This is a genomic window from Rhizobium sp. BT-226, from assembly GCF_025847085.2.
Taxonomy (GTDB): Bacteria; Pseudomonadota; Alphaproteobacteria; order Rhizobiales; family Rhizobiaceae; genus Rhizobium; species Rhizobium sophorae.
Window position 1 is genome coordinate 409,459 of sequence record NZ_JAOYTI010000001.1, and the last position, 23,181, is coordinate 432,639.

The window sequence follows — 23,181 nt, forward strand, 5'->3', positions numbered from 1 at the left end:
CCGGCCCGTCATGGACCGGTGCGGAACTGCCTTGCCGCCTTGGGACGTCATGTCCGGCCGCGGTGCGGCTTTTGCCGTCAATATCAGGAAAACAGACCCTTATGATTCACGATTTCGAGAACGTTCTCGCGGCCTCCGGAATATCGAAATTCTTTCCAGGCGCAGTGGCGCTGGATAAGGTCGATTTCACGCTCCGCAGAGGCGAGGTGCACGCATTGCTGGGCGAAAACGGCGCCGGCAAGTCGACGCTGATCAAGTGCATCACCGGCGCCTATCATCGTGACGAGGGCAGCCTGACGCTCAACGGCCAGGAAATCAATCCGGCCAATACGCTTGCTGCCCAGAAGCTCGGCATCGGCACGGTCTACCAGGAGGTCAACCTGCTGGCCAATCTGAGCGTCGCCGAAAACCTCTTTCTCGGCCGCCAGCCAAGGCGTTTCGGCATGACCGACGTGCGTTCGATGAACCGCAAGGCGCGCGATCTGCTCTCCGGCTACGGCGTCGATATCGACGTCACCGCCGAGCTCGGTCGTTTCTCCGTCGCCGTCCAGCAGGTGGTCGCCATTGCCCGTGCCGTCGACCTCTCCGGCAAGGTGCTGATCCTCGACGAGCCCACCGCAAGTCTCGACAATCAGGAAGTGGCGCTGCTCTTCCGCATCATCGACGACCTGAAGAAACGCGGCCTTGGCATCGTCTTCATCACCCATTTTCTCGAACAGGTCTATGCGATCAGCGACCGCATTACCGTGCTGCGCAACGGCAAGCTCGTCGGCACCCGCGACGCCTCTGATCTGCCGCGCCAGGGCCTGATCGCCATGATGCTCGGCCGCGAACTGGCCCATGTCGAGGAGACGGTGAGAGAACACACCCTCGCCGCGGGCGAGGTCAGATACCGTTTTTCAGGCTACGGTAAACGCGGCAAGGTCAAACCTTTCGATCTTGAAGTGCGCGCCGGAGAGGTGGTCGGCGTCGCCGGGCTGCTCGGCTCCGGGCGCACCGAAACCGCCGAACTGCTCTTCGGCATCGAGCATGCCGACAGCGGCAGCGCCACGATCGACGGCCAGCCAGTGACGATTTCGAGCCCCCGCGCGGCGATCGGAAAGGGTTTCGGCTTCTGCCCGGAGGACCGCAAGACCGATGGCATCATCGGCGACCTGTCGATCAGGGAGAACATCGCTCTGGCGCTGCAGGCCCGCCGCGGCTGGACGCGGCCGCTGTCGCGCGCCGAGCAGAATGCACTCGCCGACCGCTACATCAAGGCGCTCGATATCCGCACCACCGACCGCGAAAAGCCGATCCGGCTGCTCTCCGGCGGCAATCAGCAGAAGGCGATCCTTGCCCGCTGGCTGGCAACCAATCCCAAGTTTCTCATCCTCGATGAGCCAACCCGCGGTATCGATGTCGGCGCCCATGCCGAGATCATCAAGCTCATCGAACAACTCTGCGCCGAAGGCATGTCATTGATCGTAATTTCCTCGGAACTTGAAGAGCTTGTCGCCTATAGTTCACGTGTCATCGTACTGCGCGACAGGCAGCATATCGCCGAACTGACAGGCGAGCGTATCACCGCTGCCGGCATCGTCGATGCCATCGCTGCGGCCGAACACAAGATGGAGGATGCATGAGGTCCTCGCTGAAAGCGCTGGCCTATCGCCTGGCGCCGCAATTGATTGCGCTCGTTGTCATTCTTCTGTTGAATTTCATCACGTCACCGCAGTTTTTTAATGTCGTGGTTCAGAATGACCGCCTCTATGGCAGCCTGATCGACGTGTTGAACCGCGGCGCGCCGGTGGCTCTGCTGGCGATCGGCATGACGCTGGTCATTGCCACCAAGGGCATCGACCTGTCCGTCGGCGCGGTCATCGCCATTTGCGGCGCCGTTGCCGCATCGTCGATTGTCTCAGGAAATTCAGTTGCCTACACCATTATCCTGACACTTGCGATCGGGCTTGCCTGCGGCGTCTGGAACGGGTTCCTGGTGGCCGTCCTCAATATCCAGCCGATCATTGCGACGCTGGTGCTGATGGTGGCCGGTCGCGGCATCGCCCAGCTGATCACCGAAGGGGCCATCCTGACCTTCAACGATGACGGGCTGACCTTCTTCGGCAGCGGTTCCATGGCTCTCCTGCCGATGCCTGTCGTCATCTGGCTTCTCGTTGGCCTGCTCGTCATCCTGCTCGTCCGCCGCACGGCGCTCGGCATGCTGATCGAGGCCGTCGGCATCAATCGTCGCGCCAGCACGCTCTCCGGCATTCAAACGCCGGTGCTGCTGATGGCGGTCTATATGCTGAGCGGGATCTGCGCCTCGATTGCGGGCATCATTGTCGCAGCCGATATCAAGGGCGCCGATGCCAACAATGCCGGCCTATGGCTGGAACTGGACGCCATCCTCGCCGTCGTCGTCGGCGGCAATTCGCTGCTCGGCGGCCGCTTCAGCATTCTCGGATCGCTGATCGGCGCGATGATCATCCAGGTGGTGAATACCGGCATCCTGTCCGCCGGCTTCCCGCCTGAATTCAACCTGATCATCAAGGCTGTCATCATCATCGTCATCCTCGTTATCCAGTCGCCGGCGGTACAATCGCTCGCCATCTTCGCCAGCCGCCGGCAGGGCGGCAGGGAGCAGCTGAAATGAATTCCAAATACCTGCCGCTGCTTGCGACCATCGTCATCTTCGTGCTCGCCTATGCCGGATGCGCGCTGCAATATCCGAACATTCTGTCGACGCGCGTCATCGGCAATCTTTTGACCGACAACGCCTTTCTCGGCATCGCCGCCGTCGGCATGACCTTCGTCATCATTTCGGGCGGCATCGATTTGTCGATCGGCTCGGTCATCGCCTTTACCGGCGTCTTCCTCGCGGTGATCCTGCAGAACACTGCGATCCATCCGCTGCTCGCTTTCGCGATCGTGCTCGTCATCACCACTGCCTTTGGCGGTATCATGGGCGCGATCATCCACTATCTCGAAATGCCGGCCTTCATCGTCACCCTTGCCGGCATGTTCCTGGCGCGCGGCATGGCCTTCGTGCTCTCGATCGACAGCATCCCGATCAACCACGAATATTATTCGACGCTGACGAGCCTCTATTACCGTCTGCCCGGCGGCGGGCGGCTGACGCTAATCGGCGGCGTCATGCTTCTGGTCTTTGCCGTCGGCATCTTCGTCGCCCAGCGCACCCGCTTCGGCACCAACGTCTATGCGCTCGGCGGCGGCACGCAGACGGCGCGGCTGATGGGCGTGCCGGTCGGCCGCACGACAATCCAGATCTATGCGCTGTCGGGCTTTCTGGCGGGGCTATCCGGGATCGTTTTTTCGCTGTACACCTCTGCCGGATATTCTCTTGCAGCAGTCGGCGTCGAACTCGATGCCATCGCGGCGGTCGTCATTGGGGGGACGCTGCTGACCGGAGGAGCGGGATTCGTGGCGGGAACCTTGATCGGTATCCTGATCCAGGGGCTCATTCAGACCTACATCACCTTCGACGGCACGTTGTCGAGCTGGTGGACCAAGATCCTGATTGGCCTTCTGCTATTTGCATTCATCCTGATGCAGAAAGCCATCCTGTTCGTTTCCAGTCTGAACAAGAGGTACGCCTGAGGGGGAGACGGATCGCTTGCGCTACAAATTGGACGAGACACGCAAGACGGGGCGCAGAACCCGGACGAGCCATGCTCAGGTCGTCGACGAACTCGGCAAGGCGATCGTCGCCGGCACCTATCCCGTCGGCTCGATCCTTCCGGGCGATACGGAACTGGCGCAGCGTTTTAAAGTGTCCCGCACCGTCTTGCGCGAGACGATGAAGACGCTTGCCGCCAAGGGCATGGTCGTCGCCAAGGCGCGGGTCGGCACGCGTGTGACCGAAAAGAACCTCTGGAACATGTTCGACAGCGAGATCATCGCCTGGCACTTCGACAACGGCGTGACGGAAGAATTCCTGCTGCAGCTCTACGATATTCGTCTCGCCTTCGAACCCTTCGCCGCCGGTCTCGTCGCCGAGCGGGCGAATGCCGAGGAGATCGAGATGCTGCGCGGGCTGGCGCTCGAGATGGCGGCGGCCGGTCATACGGCCGACAGCCTCGCACTCGCCGACCTTCATTTTCACCTGGCGATCGCCGAAGCCTCGCACAATCCCTTCATGCGGACACTGGGCAGCCTCATCGAAGCAGCCCTCGTCGGCATGTTCCGCATGAGCACGCCGCCAACCGAAAACGGCTTCGCCAATATCGCCGACACCCATATGCGCATCGTCGATGCGATTGTTTCCGGCGATAGCAATGCTGCGCGCCGCGCGATGGAGGACGTTATCCTGGACGGCCGTCATCATGTGCACGAAGCCTTCGTGGCCCGCGGTTCCGACGCCGTCACAGGGCCGATTTCGGCCGCAATTTCACCTTTGTGAAGGCTTTGCTTAGCGACAGGGCCACGCGTCTTTTCGAGAGCCGCAAAGGACGCTGCAGCACTTTGAATGGCTGCATAATTTATCCTTAAATCGATTCCGATTTAGGGAATTATGCAGTATGAGGCGATAAAGCCGCCTCATGGCGCGGATTCGCGGAGCAAATCATGGAACGCACTTGTCTTGCCGTCATCCTTGCCGCCGGTGACAGCACGCGGATGAAATCCTCGAAATCGAAGGTGCTGCATCCGGTCGCCGGACGGCCGATGATCGCCCATGTGGTCGAGGCGGTCGCCTCCGCCGGCATCTCATCCGTCGCCCTTGTCGTCGGCCGTGATGCCGAGGACGTGGCGAAGGCCGCAAGCATCGACGGCGTCGTCATCGAATCCTATCTGCAGAAGGAACGCCTCGGCACCGGCCACGCGGTGCTGGCGGCGCGCGACGCGATCGCCAAGGGCTATGACGATATCCTCGTCACCTATGGCGACGTGCCGCTGCAGACCGACGGGCCGCTCAAAGCCGCCCGCCAGGGCCTTGCAGACGGCAGCGATGTCGTCGTCATCGGCTTCCACACCGACCGCCCGACCGGCTATGGCCGCCTGCTCGTCAAGGACGGCGAACTCATCGCCATCCGCGAGGAGAAAGATGCGACCGATGCCGAGCGCACCGTCACCTGGTGCAACAGCGGGCTGATGGCGATAAATGGCCGCAAGGCGCTCGATCTTCTCACGCGCATCGGCAACGCCAATGCCAAGGGCGAATTCTATCTGACCGATCTCGTCGAGATCGCCCGTTCGCTCGGCGGACGCGTCACCGCCGTCGATGCTCCCGAGATCGAGATGACCGGCTGCAATACCCGTGCCGAACTCGCTGTCATCGAGCGTTTCTGGCAGGAGCGCCGCCGCCACGAGATGATGCTGGCTGGCGTGACCATGATCGCGCCGGAAACCATCTATCTCTCCTATGATACCGTCATCGGCCAGGACGCGCTGATCGAGCCGAACGTCGTCTTCGGTCCCGGCGCGGTGATCGACAGCGGCGCCGTCATTCACGCCTTCTCGCATATCGAAGGCGCTCATGTCAGTCAGGGTGCGACCGTCGGCCCGTTTGCGCGGCTGCGGCCGGGCGCCGATCTCGGCAACGGTTCGAAGGTCGGCAATTTCTGCGAAGTGAAGAACGGCCGGCTGGGCGAGGGCGCCAAGGTCAATCATCTCACCTATATCGGCGATGCCGTCATCGGCGCCGGAGCCAATATCGGCGCCGGCACGATCACCTGCAATTATGACGGCGTCAACAAGAGCGAGACGGTGATCGGCGAAAACGCCTTCATCGGTTCCAATTCCTCGCTGGTCGCGCCGGTGACGATCGGCGACGGCGCCTATATCGGCTCCGGCAGCGTCATCACCGCCAACGTACCGGCCGACGCGCTGGCGCTCGGCCGTGCCCGGCAGGAGATCAAGCCCGGCCGCGCGACGCTGCTGCGTGAGCGTGCGCTCGCCATCAAGGCGGCGAAGAAGGCGAAAGCCTGACCAGCCTTGCGTAACCGGCGGAAATTGAAAGTGACCGCCGAGGTGATTGAGAAATAAGCAGGAATCGTTAGGACTGGCCTCGTCATCGAAGCCTTTATGGGGATACTATATGTGCGGCATTGTGGGGATCGTCGGAACTGCGCCTGTTGCCGGGCGCCTGGTCGATGCGCTGAAGCGTCTCGAATATCGCGGTTACGATTCTGCCGGTGTCGCCACCATTCATGACGGTGTGATGGATCGCCGCCGCGCCGAGGGCAAGCTGTTCAATCTGGAAAAGCGCCTCGACAGCGAACCGCTGCCCGGCACTGTCGGCATCGCCCACACGCGCTGGGCGACCCATGGCGTTCCCAATGAGACCAATGCCCATCCGCATTTCGTCGAAGGCGTCGCCGTCGTCCATAATGGCATCATCGAGAACTTCTCCGAGCTTCGCGACGAGTTGACCGAAGAGGGTTCGGTCTTCCAAACCCATACCGACACCGAGGTGGTTGCCCATCTGATGGCGAAATACTTGCGCGAAGGCCTAGAGCCGCGCGCCGCCATGCTGAAGATGCTGAACCGGGTGACCGGCGCCTATGCGCTGGCCATCATGCTCAAGGCCGATCCCGGCACGATCATGGCCGCCCGTTCCGGACCGCCGCTCGCCGTCGGCTACGGCCGCGGCGAGATGTTCCTCGGCTCGGACGCGATCGCGCTTTCGCCCTTCACCAACGAGATCACCTATCTCGTCGACGGTGATTGCGCCGTCCTCACCCGAGATGGCGTCTCGGTGCTCGATTTCGCCGGCAAGCCGGTCAAACGCGCCCGCCAGATCTCGCAGGCGACTGCCTATGTCGTCGACAAGGGCAACCACCGCCATTTCATGGAAAAGGAAATCTACGAGCAGCCGGAGGTGATCTCCCACGCGCTCAGCCACTATGTCGATTTCGCCGAGAATACGATCGGCGCCAACGCCGCCACGATCGACTTCAAAGCTGCGACCGGCTTGGCGATCTCGGCCTGCGGCACTGCCTATCTCGCCGGCCTCGTCGGCAAATACTGGTTCGAGCGTTATGCCCGCCTGCCGGTCGAAATCGACGTCGCCTCGGAATTTCGCTACCGTGAAATGCCGCTGTCGCCGTCGCAGGCCGCTCTCTTCATCTCGCAGTCCGGCGAGACCGCCGATACGCTGGCATGCTTGCGCTATTGCCGCGACAACGGATTGAAGATCGGCGCCGTCGTCAATGTCCGCGAATCGACGATCGCGCGTGAATCCGATGCCGTCTTCCCGATCATGGCCGGCCCCGAAATCGGCGTCGCCTCGACCAAGGCCTTCACCTGCCAGCTCGCCGTGCTGGCAGCGTTGGCGATCGGCGCCGGCAAGGCGCGCGGCACGGTGAGTGCAGACGAGGAGAGGGCGCTGGTGCGCCATCTCGCCGAAATGCCGCGCATCATGAGCCGGGTGCTGAACCTCATCCAGCCGCAGATGGAAAGCCTGTCGCGCGAGCTGTCGAAGTGCAAGGACGTGCTCTATCTCGGCCGCGGCACCAGTTTCCCGCTCGCCATGGAAGGCGCGCTGAAGCTCAAGGAAATCTCCTATATCCATGCCGAAGGTTACGCCGCCGGCGAATTGAAGCACGGGCCGATCGCGCTGATCGATGAGAACATGCCTGTCATCGTCATCGCCCCCTACGACCGTTTCTTCGAAAAGACCGTCTCGAACATGCAGGAGGTCGCAGCCCGCGGCGGCCGCATCATCTTCATCACCGACGAGGCCGGTGCAGCGGCCTCGAAACTGCCGACCATGGCGACGATCACCCTGCCTGTGGTCGACGAAATCATCGCGCCGATGATCTTCTCGCTGCCGATCCAGCTGCTCGCCTATCACACCGCCGTCTTCATGGGCACCGATGTCGACCAGCCGCGCAACCTGGCGAAATCGGTGACCGTGGAATAAGCCTGTAACGCCGCGACCTTCGCTCGAAACATATTGTGCGGGACCCCGAATTCTGGCAATTTTGGTCTGCGGACAAGGGGGAAGGGCCGGCGTACCAGCCTGTCCATGACTGAGATGGAGATCATCAGGAAACGATGACCGACAACACCCCCAGAATGCCGGTCGCGACCCGGCTGAGGAATAATTTTCTCGCAGGGTTGATCATCTGCGCGCCGATCGCGATCACCATCTGGCTGACCTGGACCTTCATCCATTGGTCGGACAGTTGGGTCCGGCCCTATATTCCGGCGCGCTGGAATCCGGAAAGCTATCTCAATTTCGCCATTCCCGGTTTCGGCCTGCTGATCGCCGTCGTGCTGATCACCGTCGTCGGCTTTCTCGGCAAGAACCTCATCGGCCAGAGCATCGTCCGGTTCGGCGAATCGATCGTTCAGCGCATGCCGCTGGTGCGCACGGTCTACAGAAGCGTGAAGCAGATTTTCGAAACCGTGCTGAAGGAACAGGCGAACTCCTTCAAGAAGGTCGGCCTCATCGAATATCCAGGCCCCGGCCTCTGGGCGCTGATCTTCATCGCCACCGACGCCAAGGGCGAAATCGCGTCGAAGTTCAATGCGATGGGCCAGGATATGGTCGCCGTCTTCCTGCCGCCGACGCCGGTGCCGACAGCCGGCTTCCTCATCTTCGTGCCGCGCGAGAAGATCGTCATGCTCGATATGTCGCCGGAAGACGCCGCCAAGTTCCTGATTTCAGGCGGGCTTGTCGCGCCGGAACACAAGCCGGCCGATCCGAAGCAGAAGCATTTGCCGCGGCCAAAGCCGGTGGCAGTTTCCAAAGCGGAATGATGCATGTCGCCCAAAAGCGTTCAGCGGTTTTGGGGTAACGACATGCATGGAACAAAGACTTAAAGCATGCCGCAGCGCGCTTCATCCAGCCCTGAGAAAACGGATCGCCTCGTCGCGGCGGAAAAGATAGAGCAGGGTGCGGATCGCCGTTCCCCTCTCGGTGGTCAGCTCCGGATCGCGCTCGATGAGGTAAGCCGCATCCTTGCGGGCGATCTCCAACAGGTCGGCATGCGCCTCGAGGCTGGCGATGCGAAAGCCCGGCGTACCGGATTGCCTTGTGCCGAGCAATTCGCCTTCACCGCGCAGCTTCAGGTCCTCCTCGGCGATGCGGAAGCCATCCTCCGTCTCCCGCATGATCGAAAGCCTGGCATGGCCGGTCTCGCCGAGTGGTCCCTTGTAGAGCAGGATGCAGGTCGAAGCCTCGTCGCCGCGCCCGACGCGGCCGCGCAGCTGATGCAATTGCGCCAGGCCGAAGCGTTCGGCATGTTCGATCACCATGATCGTCGCATCCGGCACGTCGACGCCGACCTCGACGACGGTCGTGGCAACGAGCAGCCGGGTCTCGCCGTTCTTGAACGCCATCATCGCCATGTCCTTCTCCGGCCCGCTCATGCGGCCGTGGATGAGGCCGACATCCGGGCCGAGTGCGGAGGTGAGCGTCGCATGCCGCTCCTCGGCCGACATCAGGTCGAGCTCTTCGGACTCCTCGACCAAAGGGCAGATCCAGTAGGCCTTCTTGCCTTCGCCAAGCGCGCTTTGCAGCCGCCCGACGATTTCGCCGGTCCGTTCCATCGGCACGGTGATCGTCTGGATCGGCTTGCGGCCGGCCGGCTTCTCGGTGAGTTTGGAGACGTCCATATCGCCGAAGGCGGCAAGCACCAGCGTGCGCGGGATCGGCGTCGCTGTCATGACCAGCATATGCGGCGAGAGGCCCTTGGCGGTCAGCCGCAGGCGCTGATGCACGCCGAAACGGTGCTGCTCGTCGACGACGGCAAGCATCAGATTGGCGTAGGCGACACTGTCCTGGAAAAGCGCATGCGTGCCGATGATGATCTGGGCAGCACCCGAGGCAATGCGCTCCAGGATTTCCTCCCGTTCGCGTCCCTTGGTGCGCCCGGTCAGCACTTCGATGTTGAGCCCGGCGGAGGCGGCAAATTTCGAGATCGTTGCGTGGTGCTGCCGCGCCAGGATTTCGGTCGGCGCCATCAGCACGGCCTGGCCGCCGCTCTCAATCACCGCCGCTATCGCCATCAGCGCCACCAGCGTCTTGCCGGAACCGACATCGCCCTGCAGCAGCCGCAGCATGCGCTCGTTGCCGGCCATATCCTTCAAAACCTCGGCGATCGCCTCGTTCTGGCTTGATGTGAGCGAGAAGGGCAAGGTCTTCAGGATCTTGCTGCTGATGGCGCCGGTCGCAGTGACCGGCTGGCCCGCCACCTTGCGCAGCCTCTGCCGCACCAGGCTCAGTGACAGCTGGCCGGCGAGGAACTCGTCATAGGCAAGCCGCCGCCGGGCAGGGGCCTGCGGGTCGATATCGCTGGGATCGCGCGGCTCGTGCAGCATGTGGAAACTGTCGCGGATCGACGGCAGGCCCTGTTTCTCAGTCAGCGCCAGGTCGATCCATTCCGGCAGCTCGGGAAAACGCGGCAGACCGGCGTCGATGATCTTGCGCAGCGTCTTCGGCGAGAGCCCCGCCGTCAGCGGATAGATCGGCTCGACCAGCGGCAGGCTCTCCGCCTCGTCCGCCCTGACGATATAATCGGGATGCACCATCGAGGCGCGGCCGTTGAACCAGTCGATCTTGCCGCTGACCGTCACCTCCGCGTCGATCGGCAGTTGCTTTTCTAGCCACGCCGCCTGTCCGCGGAAGAAGACCAGTGTCAGTTCGCCGGTCTCGTCATGCAGGAAGACGCGGTAGGGGATATTGCTTTTGCCGCCCGGCGGCACCTGGTGGCGGTCGACGCGCGCGGTGATCGTCACGATCGCGCCCTGCGGCGCGCGGGCTATTCCCGGTTGGTTGCGCCGGTCGGTCAGCGAGAAGGGCGCGTGGAAGAGCAGGTCGATGACCCGGCAATCCTCCAGCGTCTCGCGCCCGAGCAGCTTGACCAACAGGTCGGCGATCTTCGGGCCGACGCCCGGAAGGCCCGAAATAGGGGAAAACAGAGGATCGAGAATGGCGGGGCGCATGCGGCCAAAATGCGATGAACAATGCGGCCTTGGCAAGGCTGACAAGCCGCTTTCCAGGGTCTATAGAGGCGCATCAACAGGAAGGTAATGCCATGACAGGTGTCACGCTCACGAGTGCCGGTCTCGACCCGCGCCGCCGCAGAATCCTTTTCCGCTGCTGGCATCGCGGCATCCGCGAAATGGATCTGGTTTTCGGCCAATTCGCCGAAGCTGAGGTCGCCAGACTATCGGAAGCCGAGCTCGACGAGTTCGAGACGATCATGGCGGAAGAGGACAATGATCTCGTTCGCTGGATCATGGGAACATGGCCGGTGCCTGAGCGTTTCCAGACACCGATGTTTGCCCGCATTGCCGCCTACAAGCCCGATTTTGACAAGCCCCTCAGGACGCCGGAATGATTCCTGGTTTCGATGCGAAGAAGCTTGCGGCCATTGCCGAGCCGCTGACGATCGGCAATGTGCCGGCAGGTCTTGAGACGCTGCTGCTCGCAGAACTTGCCCGAACGGGAGAGCCGGTCGCCTATGTCATGTCCGACGGCCACCGCATGGCCGACCTGGAGCAGATGCTGGGCTTCGTCGCCCCCGACATTCCGGTTCTCACCTTGCCGGCCTGGGACTGTCTGCCCTATGACCGCGTCTCGCCGAGCGCCGACACCTCGGCCCGCCGGCTTGCCGCACTCGGCGGCCTGATTGCCCATCGCAAGAAGCCGCATGCGGCAATCGTGCTCGTCACCGCCAATGCCATGCTGCAGAAGGTGGCGCCGCAGGATGTCATCGAAAGCCTGAGCTTTTCGGCTCGTCCCGGCAACCAGCTGCGCATGGACGATCTCGCCGGCCGCCTGGAGCGCAATGGCTTCGAGCGGGTCGCGACCGTTCGCGAAGTCGGCGAATATGCCGTGCGCGGCGGTATTCTCGATGTCTTCGTGCCGGGTTCCGAAGAGCCGGTCCGCCTCGATTTCTTCGGTGATACGCTGGAGAGCATCCGCAGCTTCGATCCGGCGAGCCAGCGCACGACCGGGCAGGTGCGATCCCTCGATCTCAACCCGATGAGCGAAGTGACGCTGACGCCGGATACGATCAGCCACTTCCGCAAGAATTATCTCTCCGCTTTCGGCGCGACCACCCGCGACGACGCGCTATATCTCGCCGTCTCCGAAGGCCGCCGTTACCCTGGCATGGAGCATTGGCTGCCGCTCTTCTACGAGAAGCTCGATACCGTCTTCGATTATCTCAGCGGCTTCCGTATCGTCATCGACCATACGGTACGTGAGGCAGCAGAAGAGCGCTCCAAGCTCGTTTTCGATTATTACGATGCCCGCCTGAATTCCGGCCAGCCGGCCAAGGGCCAGATGACGCAGGGCACGCCTTACAAGCCGGTGACGCCGGGCCAGCTCTATCTCGACCGCAAGCTTTTCGTCAAAACCCTCGACGCGCTCGGCGCGATCCGCATCAGCCCCTTCAACGAGCATGAGGGCGAGGCGCGGCGGGTCGTCAATGTCGACGCCCGCCAGGGTCAGCGCTGGGCCCGCTCGAACGCCGAAGGCGGCGGTGATGCCGAGCGCATCAATATCTTCGACGTCGTCGTCAAGCATATTGCCGATCGCCGTGCCGCCGGCGCGAAAGTGCTGGTCACCGCCTGGACCGAAGGTTCGCTGGAGCGCCTGCTGCAGGTGCTGAACGAACACGGCCTGGAAAAGGTCAAGCCGATCGAGGCGCTGAAGGATGTCGGCTCGCTGGCGAGAGGCGAGGCGGCTGCCGCCGTGCTCAGCCTCGAAGCCGGCTTTGAGGCCGGCGATCTCGTCGTCATCGGCGAGCAGGATATCCTCGGCGACCGCATGGTGCGCCGCTCCAAGCGCCGCAAGCGCGCAGCCGATTTCATCTCGGAAGTCGCGGGCCTCGACGAGGGCTCGATCGTCGTCCACGCCGAACATGGTATCGGCCGCTTTATAGGGCTAAGGACCATCGAAGCCGCAGGCGCGCCGCATGCCTGCCTCGAGCTGCAATATGCCGACGAGGCCAAGCTCTTCCTGCCGGTCGAAAACATCGATCTCCTCTCGCGTTACGGCGGCGAAGGCACCGAAGCCCAGCTCGACAAGCTCGGCGGCGGCGCCTGGCAGATGCGCAAGGCCAAGCTCAAGAAGCGCCTGCTCGATATGGCCGATGCGCTGATCCGCATCGCTGCCGAGCGCCTGACACGCCATGCGCCGATGCTGACGACGCCGGAAGGCCTTTACGACGAATTTGCCGCCCGCTTCCCCTATGACGAGACCGAGGACCAGGATAACGCCATCGAAGCCGTGCGCTCGGATCTCGCCGCCGGCCGGCCGATGGACCGTCTCGTCTGCGGCGACGTCGGTTTTGGCAAGACCGAAGTGGCGCTGCGCGCCGCCTTCGTCGCCGCGATGAACGGCGCCCAGGTCGCCGTCGTCGTGCCGACGACACTGCTTTCCCGCCAGCATTTCAAGACCTTCTCCGACCGTTTCCGCGGCCTGCCGGTGCGCATCCAGCAGGCCTCGCGCCTTGTCGGCGCCAAGGAGCTGGCGCTGACCAAGAAGGAAGTGGCGGAAGGCAAGACCGATATCGTCGTCGGCACGCATGCGCTGCTCGGCGCCGGTATCAAATTCGCCAATCTCGGCCTGCTTGTTGTCGACGAGGAACAGCATTTCGGCGTCAAGCACAAGGAGCGGCTGAAGGAGCTGAAGAGCGACGTGCACGTGCTGACGCTGTCGGCAACGCCGATCCCGCGCACGCTGCAGCTTGCCATGACCGGCGTGCGCGAACTGTCGCTGATCACCACGCCGCCGGTCGACCGCATGGCGGTGCGCACCTTCATCTCGCCCTTCGACAGCCTGGTGATCCGCGAGACGCTGATGCGCGAGCACTATCGCGGCGGCCAGAGCTTCTATGTCTGCCCCAGGCTTGCCGATCTCGAGGACGTGCATGCCTTCCTGCAATCGGATGTGCCGGAGCTGAAGGTCGCCGTCGCCCATGGCCAGATGCCGGCCGGCGAACTCGAAGACATCATGAATGCCTTCTATGAAGGCCGCTACGACGTGCTTCTCTCGACCACCATCGTCGAATCCGGCCTCGACGTGCCCACGGCCAATACGCTGATCGTCCACCGTGCCGATATGTTCGGCCTTGCCCAGCTTTATCAGCTGCGCGGCCGCGTCGGCCGCTCGAAGGTGCGCGCCTTTGCGCTCTTCACCCTGCCGGTCAACAAGGTGCTGACGGCAACTGCCGAGCGTCGCCTCAAGGTGCTGCAGTCGCTGGATACGCTTGGCGCCGGTTTCCAGCTGGCGAGCCACGATCTCGATATTCGCGGCGCCGGCAACCTGCTCGGCGAGGAGCAGTCAGGCCATATCAAGGAGGTTGGCTTCGAGCTTTACCAGCAGATGCTGGAAGAGGCGGTTGCCGAGGTCAAGGGTGTCGACGAGATCCACGATACCGGCTGGTCGCCGCAGATCTCGGTCGGCACGACGGTAATGATCCCGGAAGGCTACGTTCCCGACCTGCACCTGCGCATGGCGCTCTACCGCCGTCTCGGAGAAATCACCGAGCTCAAGGAGATCGACGGCTTCGGCGCCGAGATGATCGACCGATTCGGGCCGATGCCGATCGAAGTCCAGCATCTGCTGAAGATCGTCTACATCAAGTCGCTCTGCCGCACCGCCAATGTCGAAAAGCTCGATGCCGGCCCGAAGGGTGTCGTCGTGCAGTTCCGCAACAAGGAATTCCCCAATCCGGCCAACCTCGTCGGTTATATCGGCAAGCAAGGCACGATGGCGAAGATCCGCCCCGATCACAGCCTGTTCCTGACCCGCGACCTGCCGACACCGGAGAAGCGCCTGCAGGGTGCGGCTGTTATCATGACGCAACTGGCAGAACTCGCGAAATAGAGCAATTCCAGCAAAAGTATACCGCGGTTTTGCGTCGGGAATTGCGTAAAAAGAGGAGAGGGTGATGGCGAAATACGGCGCAACGATCGCCTGGCAGCGCAACGGTGAGACCTTCACCGACAACCGCTATAGCCGCGCCCACCGCTGGACCTTCGATGGCGGCATCGAAGTGCGGGCGTCATCCTCCTCGCACAGCGTTCCTCTGCCCTATTCCGTCGAGGATGCCGTCGATCCGGAAGAGGCTTTCGTCGCCTCACTCTCCAGCTGCCACATGCTCTGGTTCCTGTCGATCGCGGCCAAACAGGGCTTTCGCGTCGACAACTACACCGATGTCGCCGAGGGCATTCTGGAGAAGAATGCCGAAGGCCGCCTTGCCATGACCGTCGTGACGCTCCGTCCGCATGTCGTCTTCAGCGGCGAAACGCAGCCCTCTTTAAGCGAACTCGAAGCCCTGCACCATCGCGCCCATGACGAATGTTTCATCGCCAATTCGGTGAAGACCGAGGTGAGGTGCGTTCCGATTCTGGGCTGAAGCTGGAGCCGCCGGCGTCAGTTGAGGCCCGACCGCGCCTCGGCCTTCGCCTTGGCGATATCACGCAGCGCGTTCGCCAGCACGTCGGGCGTCTGTGCGCCGCTGACGGCATACTGCTGGTCGAAGATGAAGAACGGCACGCCGTTGACGCCCATCTCCTGCGCCGCCTTGATCTCGGCGACGATCAGATCGCGGTCGGCATCGGAGGCAAGCAGCGAGGCGATGACCGAGCGGACGAGGCCGGACTTTTCGGCGATATCGAGCAACACCGTATGGTCGCCGACATTGCGGCCTTCCTCGAAATTCGCCTTGAACAGAGCGGCAACGACCTTGTCCTGCTTCTCGCGGCCTTCGATCATCGCCCAGTGGATCAACCGATGCGCATCGAGCGTGTTCGGGCCGATCTTGATCGCCTCGAAATTAAAGGCGATGCCGACCTCGCGGCCGTAATCGGTGAGCATCTTATGCGCCTGCGCCACGCGCTCCTCGCCGCCGAGCTTCTCAGCCAGCGCCTTCTTCTGGTCGACGCCTTCCTTGGGATAGTCGGGATTGAGCCGGTACGGCCGCCAGTTGATGTCGACGCCGATTTGGTCCTGAACCTCGGCGATGGCGAGTTCCAGCCGCGCCTTGCCGAGATAGCACCAGGGGCAGACGACATCCGAGACGACGTCGATGGTGATGCGCTCCATGATGATGTTCCTTATTTCTGTGCGCCTCCGAAGGAGGCATGAGAACGGCCGTTCGCCGGTTTTACTGCGCGCTCGTATCCCACCATACCGGCAGCTGATAGCCGCTGAGCGGTACGCTGTCGGGACGGCCGATGCGCTTGCTCCGCGCCACCCATTGCTGGTCCATGTGATAGAGCGGCAGCACGTAATGGCTGGAAAGCAGCAGCCGGTCGTAGGAGCGGACCGCCGCAGTGAAATCCTCCGCCGAGCGGGCCCTGAGCAGGTGATCGATCAGTGTGTCGAGATCGGGATCGTTGGCGCCGGCGAAGCTGTCGGTTCCCTCGCGCGTGCGCGCGGCCGAAGACCAGCGGCCGAGCTGTTCGTTTCCAGGCGATAGCGAGGACGTGTAGGACTTCATGATCATGTCGTAATCGAAGCTGTTCGTCCGGCTCTGATACTGCGAATCGTCGACCGTGCGAATCGAAGCGGCGATGCCGATCGTCTGCAGCGAACGCTGATAGGCGACCGCGAGCTTCTCCTGGTCGGCATTCTGCGTCATGATCTCGAAGGCGAGCTGGCGGCCGGAGGCATCGAGCATCTTGCCGCCCTGGATCGTGTAGCCGCCCTGTTTCAGCTGCTCGACGGCCTGTTTCAGCACATTGCGGTCGCGGCCGGAGCCGTCGGTGACCGGCAGCTTGTAGGTGCCGTCGAGAATCTCCGGTGCGATCCTGTCCTTGATCGGCCCGAGCAGGGCAAGCTCGGCCGCATTGGCGGGGACCCCGAAACTCGACAGCTCGGAGTTCTGCCAGAAGCTCTGCGTGCGTTTATAGGCGCCGGAATAGAGGTTCTTGTTCGCCCATTCGAAGTCGAACACCAGCGACAGGCCTTCGCGCACCTTGGGATCGGCAAAGATCGGCCGGCGCGTGTTGAACACGAAGCCGAGCATGCCGCTCGGCAGTTTCGGTGTGAACGCGTCCTTGACCACAGCCCCCGAGGTGACGGCGGGGAAATTATAGGCATTGGCCCAATGACCGGGATTGCCGTCGGGATAGATGTCGACATCGCCCTTCTTGAAGGCCTCGAACAGCGTCGTGTCCTGCAGGAAATACTGGACGGTGATTTGGTCGTAATTGTCGGTGCCGACCTTGGCGGGAATGTCCTTGCCCCAGTAATCCGGATCGCGCTCATAGGTGATGCTCTCGCCAGGCTTCACCGTCTTCACCTTGTAGGGACCGGAGCCGACCGGCGGCGTCAGCGACGAACGGTCGAAGGTTTCAGGATCGATCGCATGTTTCGGCAGCACCGGGAACAGGCCGAAGATCAGCGGCGTCTCGCGGTCGGCCTTGTCGTTGAAGGTGAAGCGCACGCTGCGCTCGCCGACTTTTTCCATCTTGGCGACGACGTTGAGGCGGTTGGCGAAGGGCACGCGGCCCTTGTCGCGCATCAGCTCGAAGGTGAACATTACGTCTTCGGGCGTCACCGGCCGGCCATCGGCCCATTTCGCCTTCGGATTGAGGTTGAACTGGATGAAGCTCCGATCATCGTCCCATTCCACCGTTTCGGCCAGCAGGCCGTAGAGTGTGAAGGGCTCGTCCCTGGAGCGCTGCATCAGCGATTCGTAGACGAGATTGCCATAATCCGGATCCCACATGCCGCGCGCCGTCGTGCGCATGCTCTTCAGGATGAACGGATTGAGGTTGTCGAAGGTGCCGACGACGCCGTAGGTGATCTTGCCGCCCTTCTTCACGTCGGGATTGACGTAAGGGAAGTGCTTGTAGTCCGGCGGCAAAGCCGGCTCGCCATGCATCGCGATGCTGTGCAGTGGCTCGGCAGCGACAGTGCCGCACAGCAGCGAGAGGACGAGGGGGACGACAATCCGGAGCATTCGGCAATCCTTGATCCGTGAAAACGGGGCATGATTCACGCCAAGATTATCATGGGGTCGACTGATTCCAACACGGAACGGCGATTTCTTTGGCATCGCGACGAAATGCACCTCAAATTGCCAAAGAAATGCTGGATATCTTGAACGCCGCGATGTAACAGGTGAACCCGAAGTTTCGGGGTCATGCATTTGCCTTATTTTTTTAAGAGGTGGAGTGCCGAACGACCCGATGGTTGGGGCGGCAAGACGCTGCCCCGAACGGATATCAGGAGACGGAATTCGTTATGATGTTCAAGTCTGAAAAGAAAATGCGGGCAGCGCTGTCCGTTCTGGCAGTGGTGTTCGGCGCTTCGGCTCCGGTCTCCTCCTTCGCACAGGATGCGGCGGCACAGGCTCCGGCCGATGCCCCGGCACAGGCCGCAGGAGCGCCGAAGCTCGGCTGGTACAAGACCTGCAGCAAGCAGGAAGACAACGACATCTGTGTTGTCCAGAACCTGATCCTCGCCAATGGCGGCCAGCTCGTCACGGCCGTCGGGCTGATCTCCGTTTCCGGCAAGATCAACCGCAAGCTCCTGCAGGTCTCGGTTCCGACAGCGCGCCTCGTTCCTCCCGGCATCATCATGCAGATCGACGGCGGCAAGGGCCAGAAGCTCGACTACGCAGTCTGCCTGCCGGACAAGTGCACCGCCGAAATTCCGCTGACCGACGCGATGATCGCCAGCCTCAAGAAGGGCAGCGATGTGATCTTCACGTCGATCAACTTCCGCCGCGCCCCGAACCCGATCAAGATTTCGCTTGAAGGCTTCACCGGCGCTTATGACGGCGAACCGGTTTCCGAATCCAAGCTCGCTGAAAGCCAACGCAGCCTGCAGGACAGCATGCAGAAGAAGGCTGAAGAAGCCCGCAAGAAGCTGGAAGATGCCCAGAAGGCAGCCAAGGCGCAGTAATCCTGCCACCTTCTTGAAACAAAACCCGGCTTCGCGCCGGGTTTTTTGTTGCGCAAAGAAAAGGCCTCGCCGGGAGAAGCGAGGCCTTGATTCAACGATCGGCACGAGTGACTTAGTGGGCGAAGCTCATCTTGGGTTTGAACTGCCCTGACGGGGCCTGATCGAAAATCTGGTAGATCTGTGGGTTGCGAAGCGGCGTGCCGCTTTCGTCGTTCATCAGGTTCTGCTCGGAGACGTAGGCGACATATTCGCTTTCGTCATTCTCGGCGAGCAGGTGATAGAAGGGCTGGTCCCTGCTCGGGCGCACTTCGGCCGGAATGGAATTCCACCATTCCTCCGTATTCGCGAACTCCGGATCAACGTCGAAGATGACGCCGCGAAACGGAAAAACCTTGTGCCGAACCACTTCGCCGATACTGAATTTTGCTACTCTTTCTTTCATGGTACGACTTCCTTTCATCACCGAATTTGGTGATTGGTGTCGCGCAAATCAAGATTTTTGCGCGAGTTCGTCACATGAACGTCACATCCTCCTGCTGGCGTCCATGACCCGGGAGGTGAAAGTCCCGGCGAACCGGGGCTTTCGGTCTTGGCGGCCGATCAGGCCGAATAATACATGTCGTATTCGACCGGATGCGGCGTCATTTCGAAACGCATCACCTCGGCCATCTTCAGCTCGATGAAGGCATCGATCTGGTCGTCGTCGAAAACACCGCCGGCCGTCAGGAACTTACGATCCTTGTCGAGGCTTTCGAGCGCTTCGCGCAACGAGCCGCAGACGGTCGGGATCTTCTTCAATTCCTTCGGCGGCAGGTCGTAGAGATCCTTGTCCATGGCCTTGCCGGGATGGATCTTGTTCTTGATGCCGTCGAGGCCGGCCATCAGCATGGCGGCAAAGGCGAGATAGGGGTTGGCGGTCGGATCCGGGAAGCGGACTTCGACGCGCTTGGCCTTCGGATTGGAGCCGAACGGAATGCGGCAGGAAGCCGAGCGGTTGCGGGCCGAATAGGCAAGCAGCACAGGGGCTTCGTAACCCGGGACGAGACGCTTGTAGGAGTTCGTCGACGGATTGGTGAAGGCGTTGATCGCCTTGGCATGCTTGATGATGCCGCCGATGTAGAACAGGCAGCTCTCGGAAAGGCCGGCATATTCGTCGCCGGCAAAGGTCGGCTTGCCGCCCTTCCAGATCGACTGGTGCACATGCATGCCCGAGCCATTGTCGCCGAAGATCGGCTTCGGCATGAAGGTCGCCGTCTTGCCGTAGGCGTTGGCCACCTGGTGCACGACGTATTTGTAGATCTGCATCTTGTCGGCGTTGCGCACCAGCGTATCGAACTTGATGCCGAGTTCGTGCTGGGCGGCCGCGACTTCATGGTGATGCTTTTCGACGACGACGCCCATTTCTGAGAGCACCGTCAGCATTTCCGAACGCATGTCCTGGGCGCTGTCGACGGGAGGAACAGGGAAATAACCGCCCTTGACGCGCGGGCGATGGCCGAGGTTGCCGGTCTCGTAATCGGTATCGTCGTTCGACGGCAGTTCGGTTGAATCGAGCTTGAAGCCGGTATTGTAGGGGTCGGCCTTGTACTTGACGTCGTCGAAGACGAAGAATTCAGCCTCCGGGCCGACGAAGACCGTATCGCCGATGCCGGATGCCTTGAGGTATGCTTCGGCCTTCTTGGCGGTGCCGCGCGGATCGCGGTTATAGGCTTCGCCGGAAACCGGATCGAGGATGTCGCAGACGATGACCATGGTCGACTGGGCGAAAAACGGGTCCATATGCACCGTTTCGGTATCGGGCATCAGCACCATGTCGGACTCGTTGATGGCCTTCCAGCCGCCGATCGAGGAGCCGTCGAACATCACGCCGTCGGCGAACATGTCCTCATCGACGCAGACAACGTCCATCGTCACATGCTGCAGCTTGCCCTTTGGGTCGGTGAAACGCAGATCGACGAACTTTACGTCGTTCTCCTTGATCTGCTTCAGAATTTCGCTTGCGGTCGCCATTAATGAGTTTCCTCCGATTTGCGGTGACGGTGTAGGTCGGCGATGACGGTAACGGACTTTGCGCGATTGGCAAAGTGGTCAGATGGCATCGATGCCGGTCTCGCCGGTGCGGATGCGGATAACCTCTTCGACATTGGAGACGAAGATCTTTCCATCGCCGATGCGGCCGGTCTGCGCCGCCTTGCGGATCGCATCGATGACGGCCTCCGCATTCTCGTCGGCCAACACGACCTCGACTTTGACCTTCGGCAGGAAATCGACGACGTATTCAGCTCCGCGGTAGAGTTCCGTGTGGCCCTTCTGACGGCCGAAACCCTTGGCTTCCGTGACCGTGATACCTTGCAGGCCAACTTCCTGAAGGGCTTCCTTCACTTCGTCCAGCTTGAAAGGCTTAATGATCGCTTCGATCTTTTTCATGAGAAAATGTCTCTCCGCTTCTCTTGTTATGGCAGGAATTTTCCCGCTCGCCGGATATGATGCAGATATCGTGCCAGTTTGAAATCCATCTTATCGAAAAAAGACGGCGATTCTGCCAAAACCGGCGCGTTTGTGGGGAATTCTACGTGGTTTTGGTGGCGGAACAGGTGGAAAAACATTGTCTCCGATCAAAATCACATCCGAAACCGAAAAACTCATGTATTTTCGCAACGGCGAATACACATCTCGTAAGGATGAAAATATAGGCAAATGCCTAAATTGAGTCCTTCTCTTTGCTGTTTCAGGCGGTTGTTTTTTAGGCGTTTTTTGATTGAATAGGGTGATGATCAATCGTCTCTCCGACCTTCTTCTCACGCCTGCCGAAATGGCCGCCGTCGATGCGGCCGCGGCCTCATCCGGCATCGACTCCTTCGGCCTGATGGAGAGGGCAGGTGCCGCGGTCGCGGCCGCTGCTCTGCGCCTTCATCCCGGAGCGTTGCGCTTCGTCGTCGCCTGCGGACCCGGCAACAATGGCGGCGACGCCTATGTTGCGGCACGTCATCTGCAGCAGAGCGGGGCGAGGGTGGCGCTCTTCCACCTCGGCGATCCCGTGGCGCTGAAGGGTGATGCCGCCCGTGCCCGCATGGGCTGCGCGCTCAAGGGACAGCAACTTGACCTCTATCGGCCGGAACCCGGCGACGTCGTCATCGATGGCTTGTTCGGGGCGGGACTTGGCCGCGCGGTGCCGGCCGATGTGCAGGCGCTGATCGAGCGCGTCACCGAGGCCGCTATTCCCGTGCTCGCCATCGATCTGCCCTCCGGCCTCGATGGTCGCACCGGCAAGGTGCTGGGTGCCGCCTTCCGGGCCTGCTACACCATCACCTTCATGACCCGCAAGCCCGGCCATCTACTGATGCCGGGCAGGGAGCTTTGCGGTGAATTGGAGGTTTTCGATATCGGAATTCCCGCCCGCATCGTCAGGGCTGAGGCGGGCGACACCATCGCCGAGAACACGCCGGATGCCTGGAAGGGTGTGCTGCCGGCCGAGCAGTTGGAAACCCACAAATACAAGCGCGGTCATCTGGTCGTCTTCTCAGGTGAGGCCGACAAGACGGGTGCAGCGCGTATGTCGGCGATCTCGGGCCTGAAGGCTGGCGCCGGCCTGGTGACGATCGCCGCCCCCCGCGCCGCGATGGTTGCCAATGCTGCGCATCTGACCGCCGTCATGCTGCATGCCATCGACGACGAGGCCGACCTCGGCGACTGGCTCTCTGACAAGCGGCTGCAGACCTTCGTCCTCGGCCCTGGTTTCGGGATCGGCGCCCGGGCGCGCGGCTTCGTCTCGGCCCTTGCCGATCGTCATCTGGTGCTCGATGCCGACGGCATCTCCTCGTTCAAGGACGATCCGCAGCAGCTGTTTGATCTTTTCCGGGGTGAGCCACGTCTGGTGCTGACACCGCACGAGGGTGAATTCGCGCGGCTTTTTCCCGATATCGCCGGCGACGATGCGCTCGGCAAGGTGGACAAGGCTGTGGCCGCCGCCCGCCGCGCCAATGCCGCGATCATTTACAAAGGCGCCGATACTGTCATCGCGGCACCTGATGGACGTGCGCTCATCAATACCAATGCCCCGGTCTGGCTTGCCACCGCCGGTTCCGGCGACGTGCTTGCCGGCATCATCGGCGGCTTGCTCGCCCAGGGCCTACCGGCCTTCGAGGCCGCCGCTGCCGGCGTCTGGCTGCACGGCGAGGCCGGCCAACGGGCCGGCAAAGGGCTGACGGCGGAGGAGCTTGCAGCCGAGGTATTGCCGCTTTAGCGCCGTTGCATCCCCTTGCACCTCGAAAGCAGAAGTTAATCCGCACCGTCCCGTCCCCAACATGTCTGGCCGTCGCGCAGGCTGGGTTATTTAACATTATAAATGCGGCCGATGT

At 61.8% G+C, this 23,181-nt stretch carries 18 protein-coding genes; 12 read left to right on the plus strand and 6 right to left on the minus strand.

Features of this window, described 5'->3' with window-relative positions:
• The first annotated feature begins 101 nt into the window (after positions 1-101).
• The 7 genes from ytfR (at position 102) to OIU37_RS02290 (ending at position 8,706) form a co-directional block, all read left to right on the plus strand.
• Positions 102-1,625 carry a galactofuranose ABC transporter, ATP-binding protein YtfR gene (gene ytfR / locus OIU37_RS02260; RefSeq protein WP_171602424.1) on the plus strand — a complete coding sequence of 508 codons (1,524 nt, stop codon included), beginning with the start codon at positions 102-104 and terminating at the stop codon, positions 1,623-1,625.
• Positions 1,622-2,635: an ABC transporter permease gene (locus tag OIU37_RS02265; RefSeq protein WP_264255308.1), complete on the plus strand. Its 1,014-nt coding sequence runs from the start codon at positions 1,622-1,624 to the stop codon at positions 2,633-2,635. Before ytfR ends, OIU37_RS02265 begins: the two co-directional genes overlap by 4 nt.
• Positions 2,632-3,600 carry a galactofuranose ABC transporter, permease protein YjfF gene (yjfF, locus tag OIU37_RS02270; protein ID WP_171602426.1) on the plus strand — a complete coding sequence of 323 codons (969 nt, stop codon included), beginning with the start codon at positions 2,632-2,634 and terminating at the stop codon, positions 3,598-3,600. The genes OIU37_RS02265 and yjfF overlap by 4 nt, the downstream gene beginning before the upstream one ends.
• Before the next feature lie 16 nt (positions 3,601-3,616).
• The gene (locus OIU37_RS02275) at positions 3,617-4,402 is read left to right on the plus strand and encodes a FadR/GntR family transcriptional regulator (RefSeq protein ID WP_171602427.1); all 786 of its coding nucleotides are present in this window, start codon (positions 3,617-3,619) and stop codon (positions 4,400-4,402) included.
• Positions 4,403-4,566: 164 nt separating this feature from the next.
• Positions 4,567-5,928, plus strand: a complete 1,362-nt coding sequence (gene glmU, locus OIU37_RS02280) for a bifunctional UDP-N-acetylglucosamine diphosphorylase/glucosamine-1-phosphate N-acetyltransferase GlmU (RefSeq protein WP_264255312.1) — start codon at positions 4,567-4,569, stop codon at positions 5,926-5,928.
• Positions 5,929-6,037: 109 nt separating this feature from the next.
• Complete coding sequence (glmS, locus tag OIU37_RS02285) at positions 6,038-7,864, plus strand: glutamine--fructose-6-phosphate transaminase (isomerizing) (RefSeq protein WP_264255314.1); 1,827 nt, start codon at positions 6,038-6,040, stop codon at positions 7,862-7,864.
• A 134-nt stretch (positions 7,865-7,998) separates the two neighbouring features.
• Positions 7,999-8,706: a DUF502 domain-containing protein gene (locus tag OIU37_RS02290; RefSeq protein ID WP_264255315.1), complete on the plus strand. Its 708-nt coding sequence runs from the start codon at positions 7,999-8,001 to the stop codon at positions 8,704-8,706.
• Between the two features lie 81 nt (positions 8,707-8,787).
• Here the strand turns inward: OIU37_RS02290 and recG are convergent, their stop codons facing one another.
• Positions 8,788-10,893: an ATP-dependent DNA helicase RecG gene (gene recG / locus OIU37_RS02295; RefSeq protein ID WP_264255316.1), complete on the minus strand. Its 2,106-nt coding sequence runs from the start codon at positions 10,891-10,893 to the stop codon at positions 8,788-8,790.
• Between the two features lie 92 nt (positions 10,894-10,985).
• On the opposite strand from recG, the gene OIU37_RS02300 reads away from it, so the two are divergent.
• The 3 genes from OIU37_RS02300 to OIU37_RS02310 all read left to right on the plus strand — a co-directional run bounded on the left by OIU37_RS02300 (position 10,986) and on the right by OIU37_RS02310 (position 15,323).
• A complete protein-coding gene (locus OIU37_RS02300) occupies positions 10,986-11,291 on the plus strand; it encodes a succinate dehydrogenase assembly factor 2 (RefSeq protein WP_012757428.1) in 306 nt (101 codons plus the stop codon).
• Complete coding sequence (gene mfd, locus OIU37_RS02305) at positions 11,288-14,791, plus strand: transcription-repair coupling factor (protein ID WP_264255326.1); 3,504 nt, start codon at positions 11,288-11,290, stop codon at positions 14,789-14,791. Before OIU37_RS02300 ends, mfd begins: the two co-directional genes overlap by 4 nt.
• A gap of 64 nt (positions 14,792-14,855) precedes the next feature.
• Positions 14,856-15,323: an OsmC family protein gene (locus OIU37_RS02310; protein WP_264255328.1), complete on the plus strand. Its 468-nt coding sequence runs from the start codon at positions 14,856-14,858 to the stop codon at positions 15,321-15,323.
• A gap of 17 nt (positions 15,324-15,340) precedes the next feature.
• Here OIU37_RS02310 and OIU37_RS02315 read toward each other — a convergent pair whose 3' ends face one another.
• Both OIU37_RS02315 and OIU37_RS02320 read right to left on the minus strand, forming a co-directional pair.
• Positions 15,341-16,012 (minus strand): DsbA family oxidoreductase, encoded by a 672-nt coding sequence (locus tag OIU37_RS02315; RefSeq protein WP_264255329.1) that lies wholly within the window; start codon positions 16,010-16,012, stop codon positions 15,341-15,343.
• 61 nt (positions 16,013-16,073) lie between these two features.
• The gene (locus OIU37_RS02320) at positions 16,074-17,876 is read right to left on the minus strand and encodes an extracellular solute-binding protein (RefSeq protein ID WP_264255331.1); all 1,803 of its coding nucleotides are present in this window, start codon (positions 17,874-17,876) and stop codon (positions 16,074-16,076) included.
• A 284-nt stretch (positions 17,877-18,160) separates the two neighbouring features.
• Here OIU37_RS02320 and OIU37_RS02325 point away from each other — a divergent pair, with 284 nt between their 5' ends.
• Complete coding sequence (locus OIU37_RS02325) at positions 18,161-18,823, plus strand: invasion associated locus B family protein (protein WP_180695150.1); 663 nt, start codon at positions 18,161-18,163, stop codon at positions 18,821-18,823.
• A gap of 112 nt (positions 18,824-18,935) precedes the next feature.
• Here OIU37_RS02325 and hspQ read toward each other — a convergent pair whose 3' ends face one another.
• The 3 genes from hspQ to OIU37_RS02340 all read right to left on the minus strand — a co-directional run bounded on the left by hspQ (position 18,936) and on the right by OIU37_RS02340 (position 21,250).
• Positions 18,936-19,265 carry a heat shock protein HspQ gene (gene hspQ / locus OIU37_RS02330; RefSeq protein WP_003539613.1) on the minus strand — a complete coding sequence of 110 codons (330 nt, stop codon included), beginning with the start codon at positions 19,263-19,265 and terminating at the stop codon, positions 18,936-18,938.
• A 158-nt stretch (positions 19,266-19,423) separates the two neighbouring features.
• On the minus strand, positions 19,424-20,833 hold the full coding sequence (gene glnA / locus OIU37_RS02335) for a type I glutamate--ammonia ligase (protein WP_011651961.1): 1,410 nt from the start codon (positions 20,831-20,833) through the stop codon (positions 19,424-19,426).
• A gap of 78 nt (positions 20,834-20,911) precedes the next feature.
• Positions 20,912-21,250 (minus strand): P-II family nitrogen regulator, encoded by a 339-nt coding sequence (locus OIU37_RS02340; protein WP_003539626.1) that lies wholly within the window; start codon positions 21,248-21,250, stop codon positions 20,912-20,914.
• Between the two features lie 343 nt (positions 21,251-21,593).
• Between OIU37_RS02340 and OIU37_RS02345 the strand changes: the two genes are divergently transcribed.
• Positions 21,594-23,066 (plus strand): NAD(P)H-hydrate dehydratase, encoded by a 1,473-nt coding sequence (locus tag OIU37_RS02345; protein ID WP_264255391.1) that lies wholly within the window; start codon positions 21,594-21,596, stop codon positions 23,064-23,066.
• The last annotated feature ends 115 nt before the right edge of the window (positions 23,067-23,181 follow it).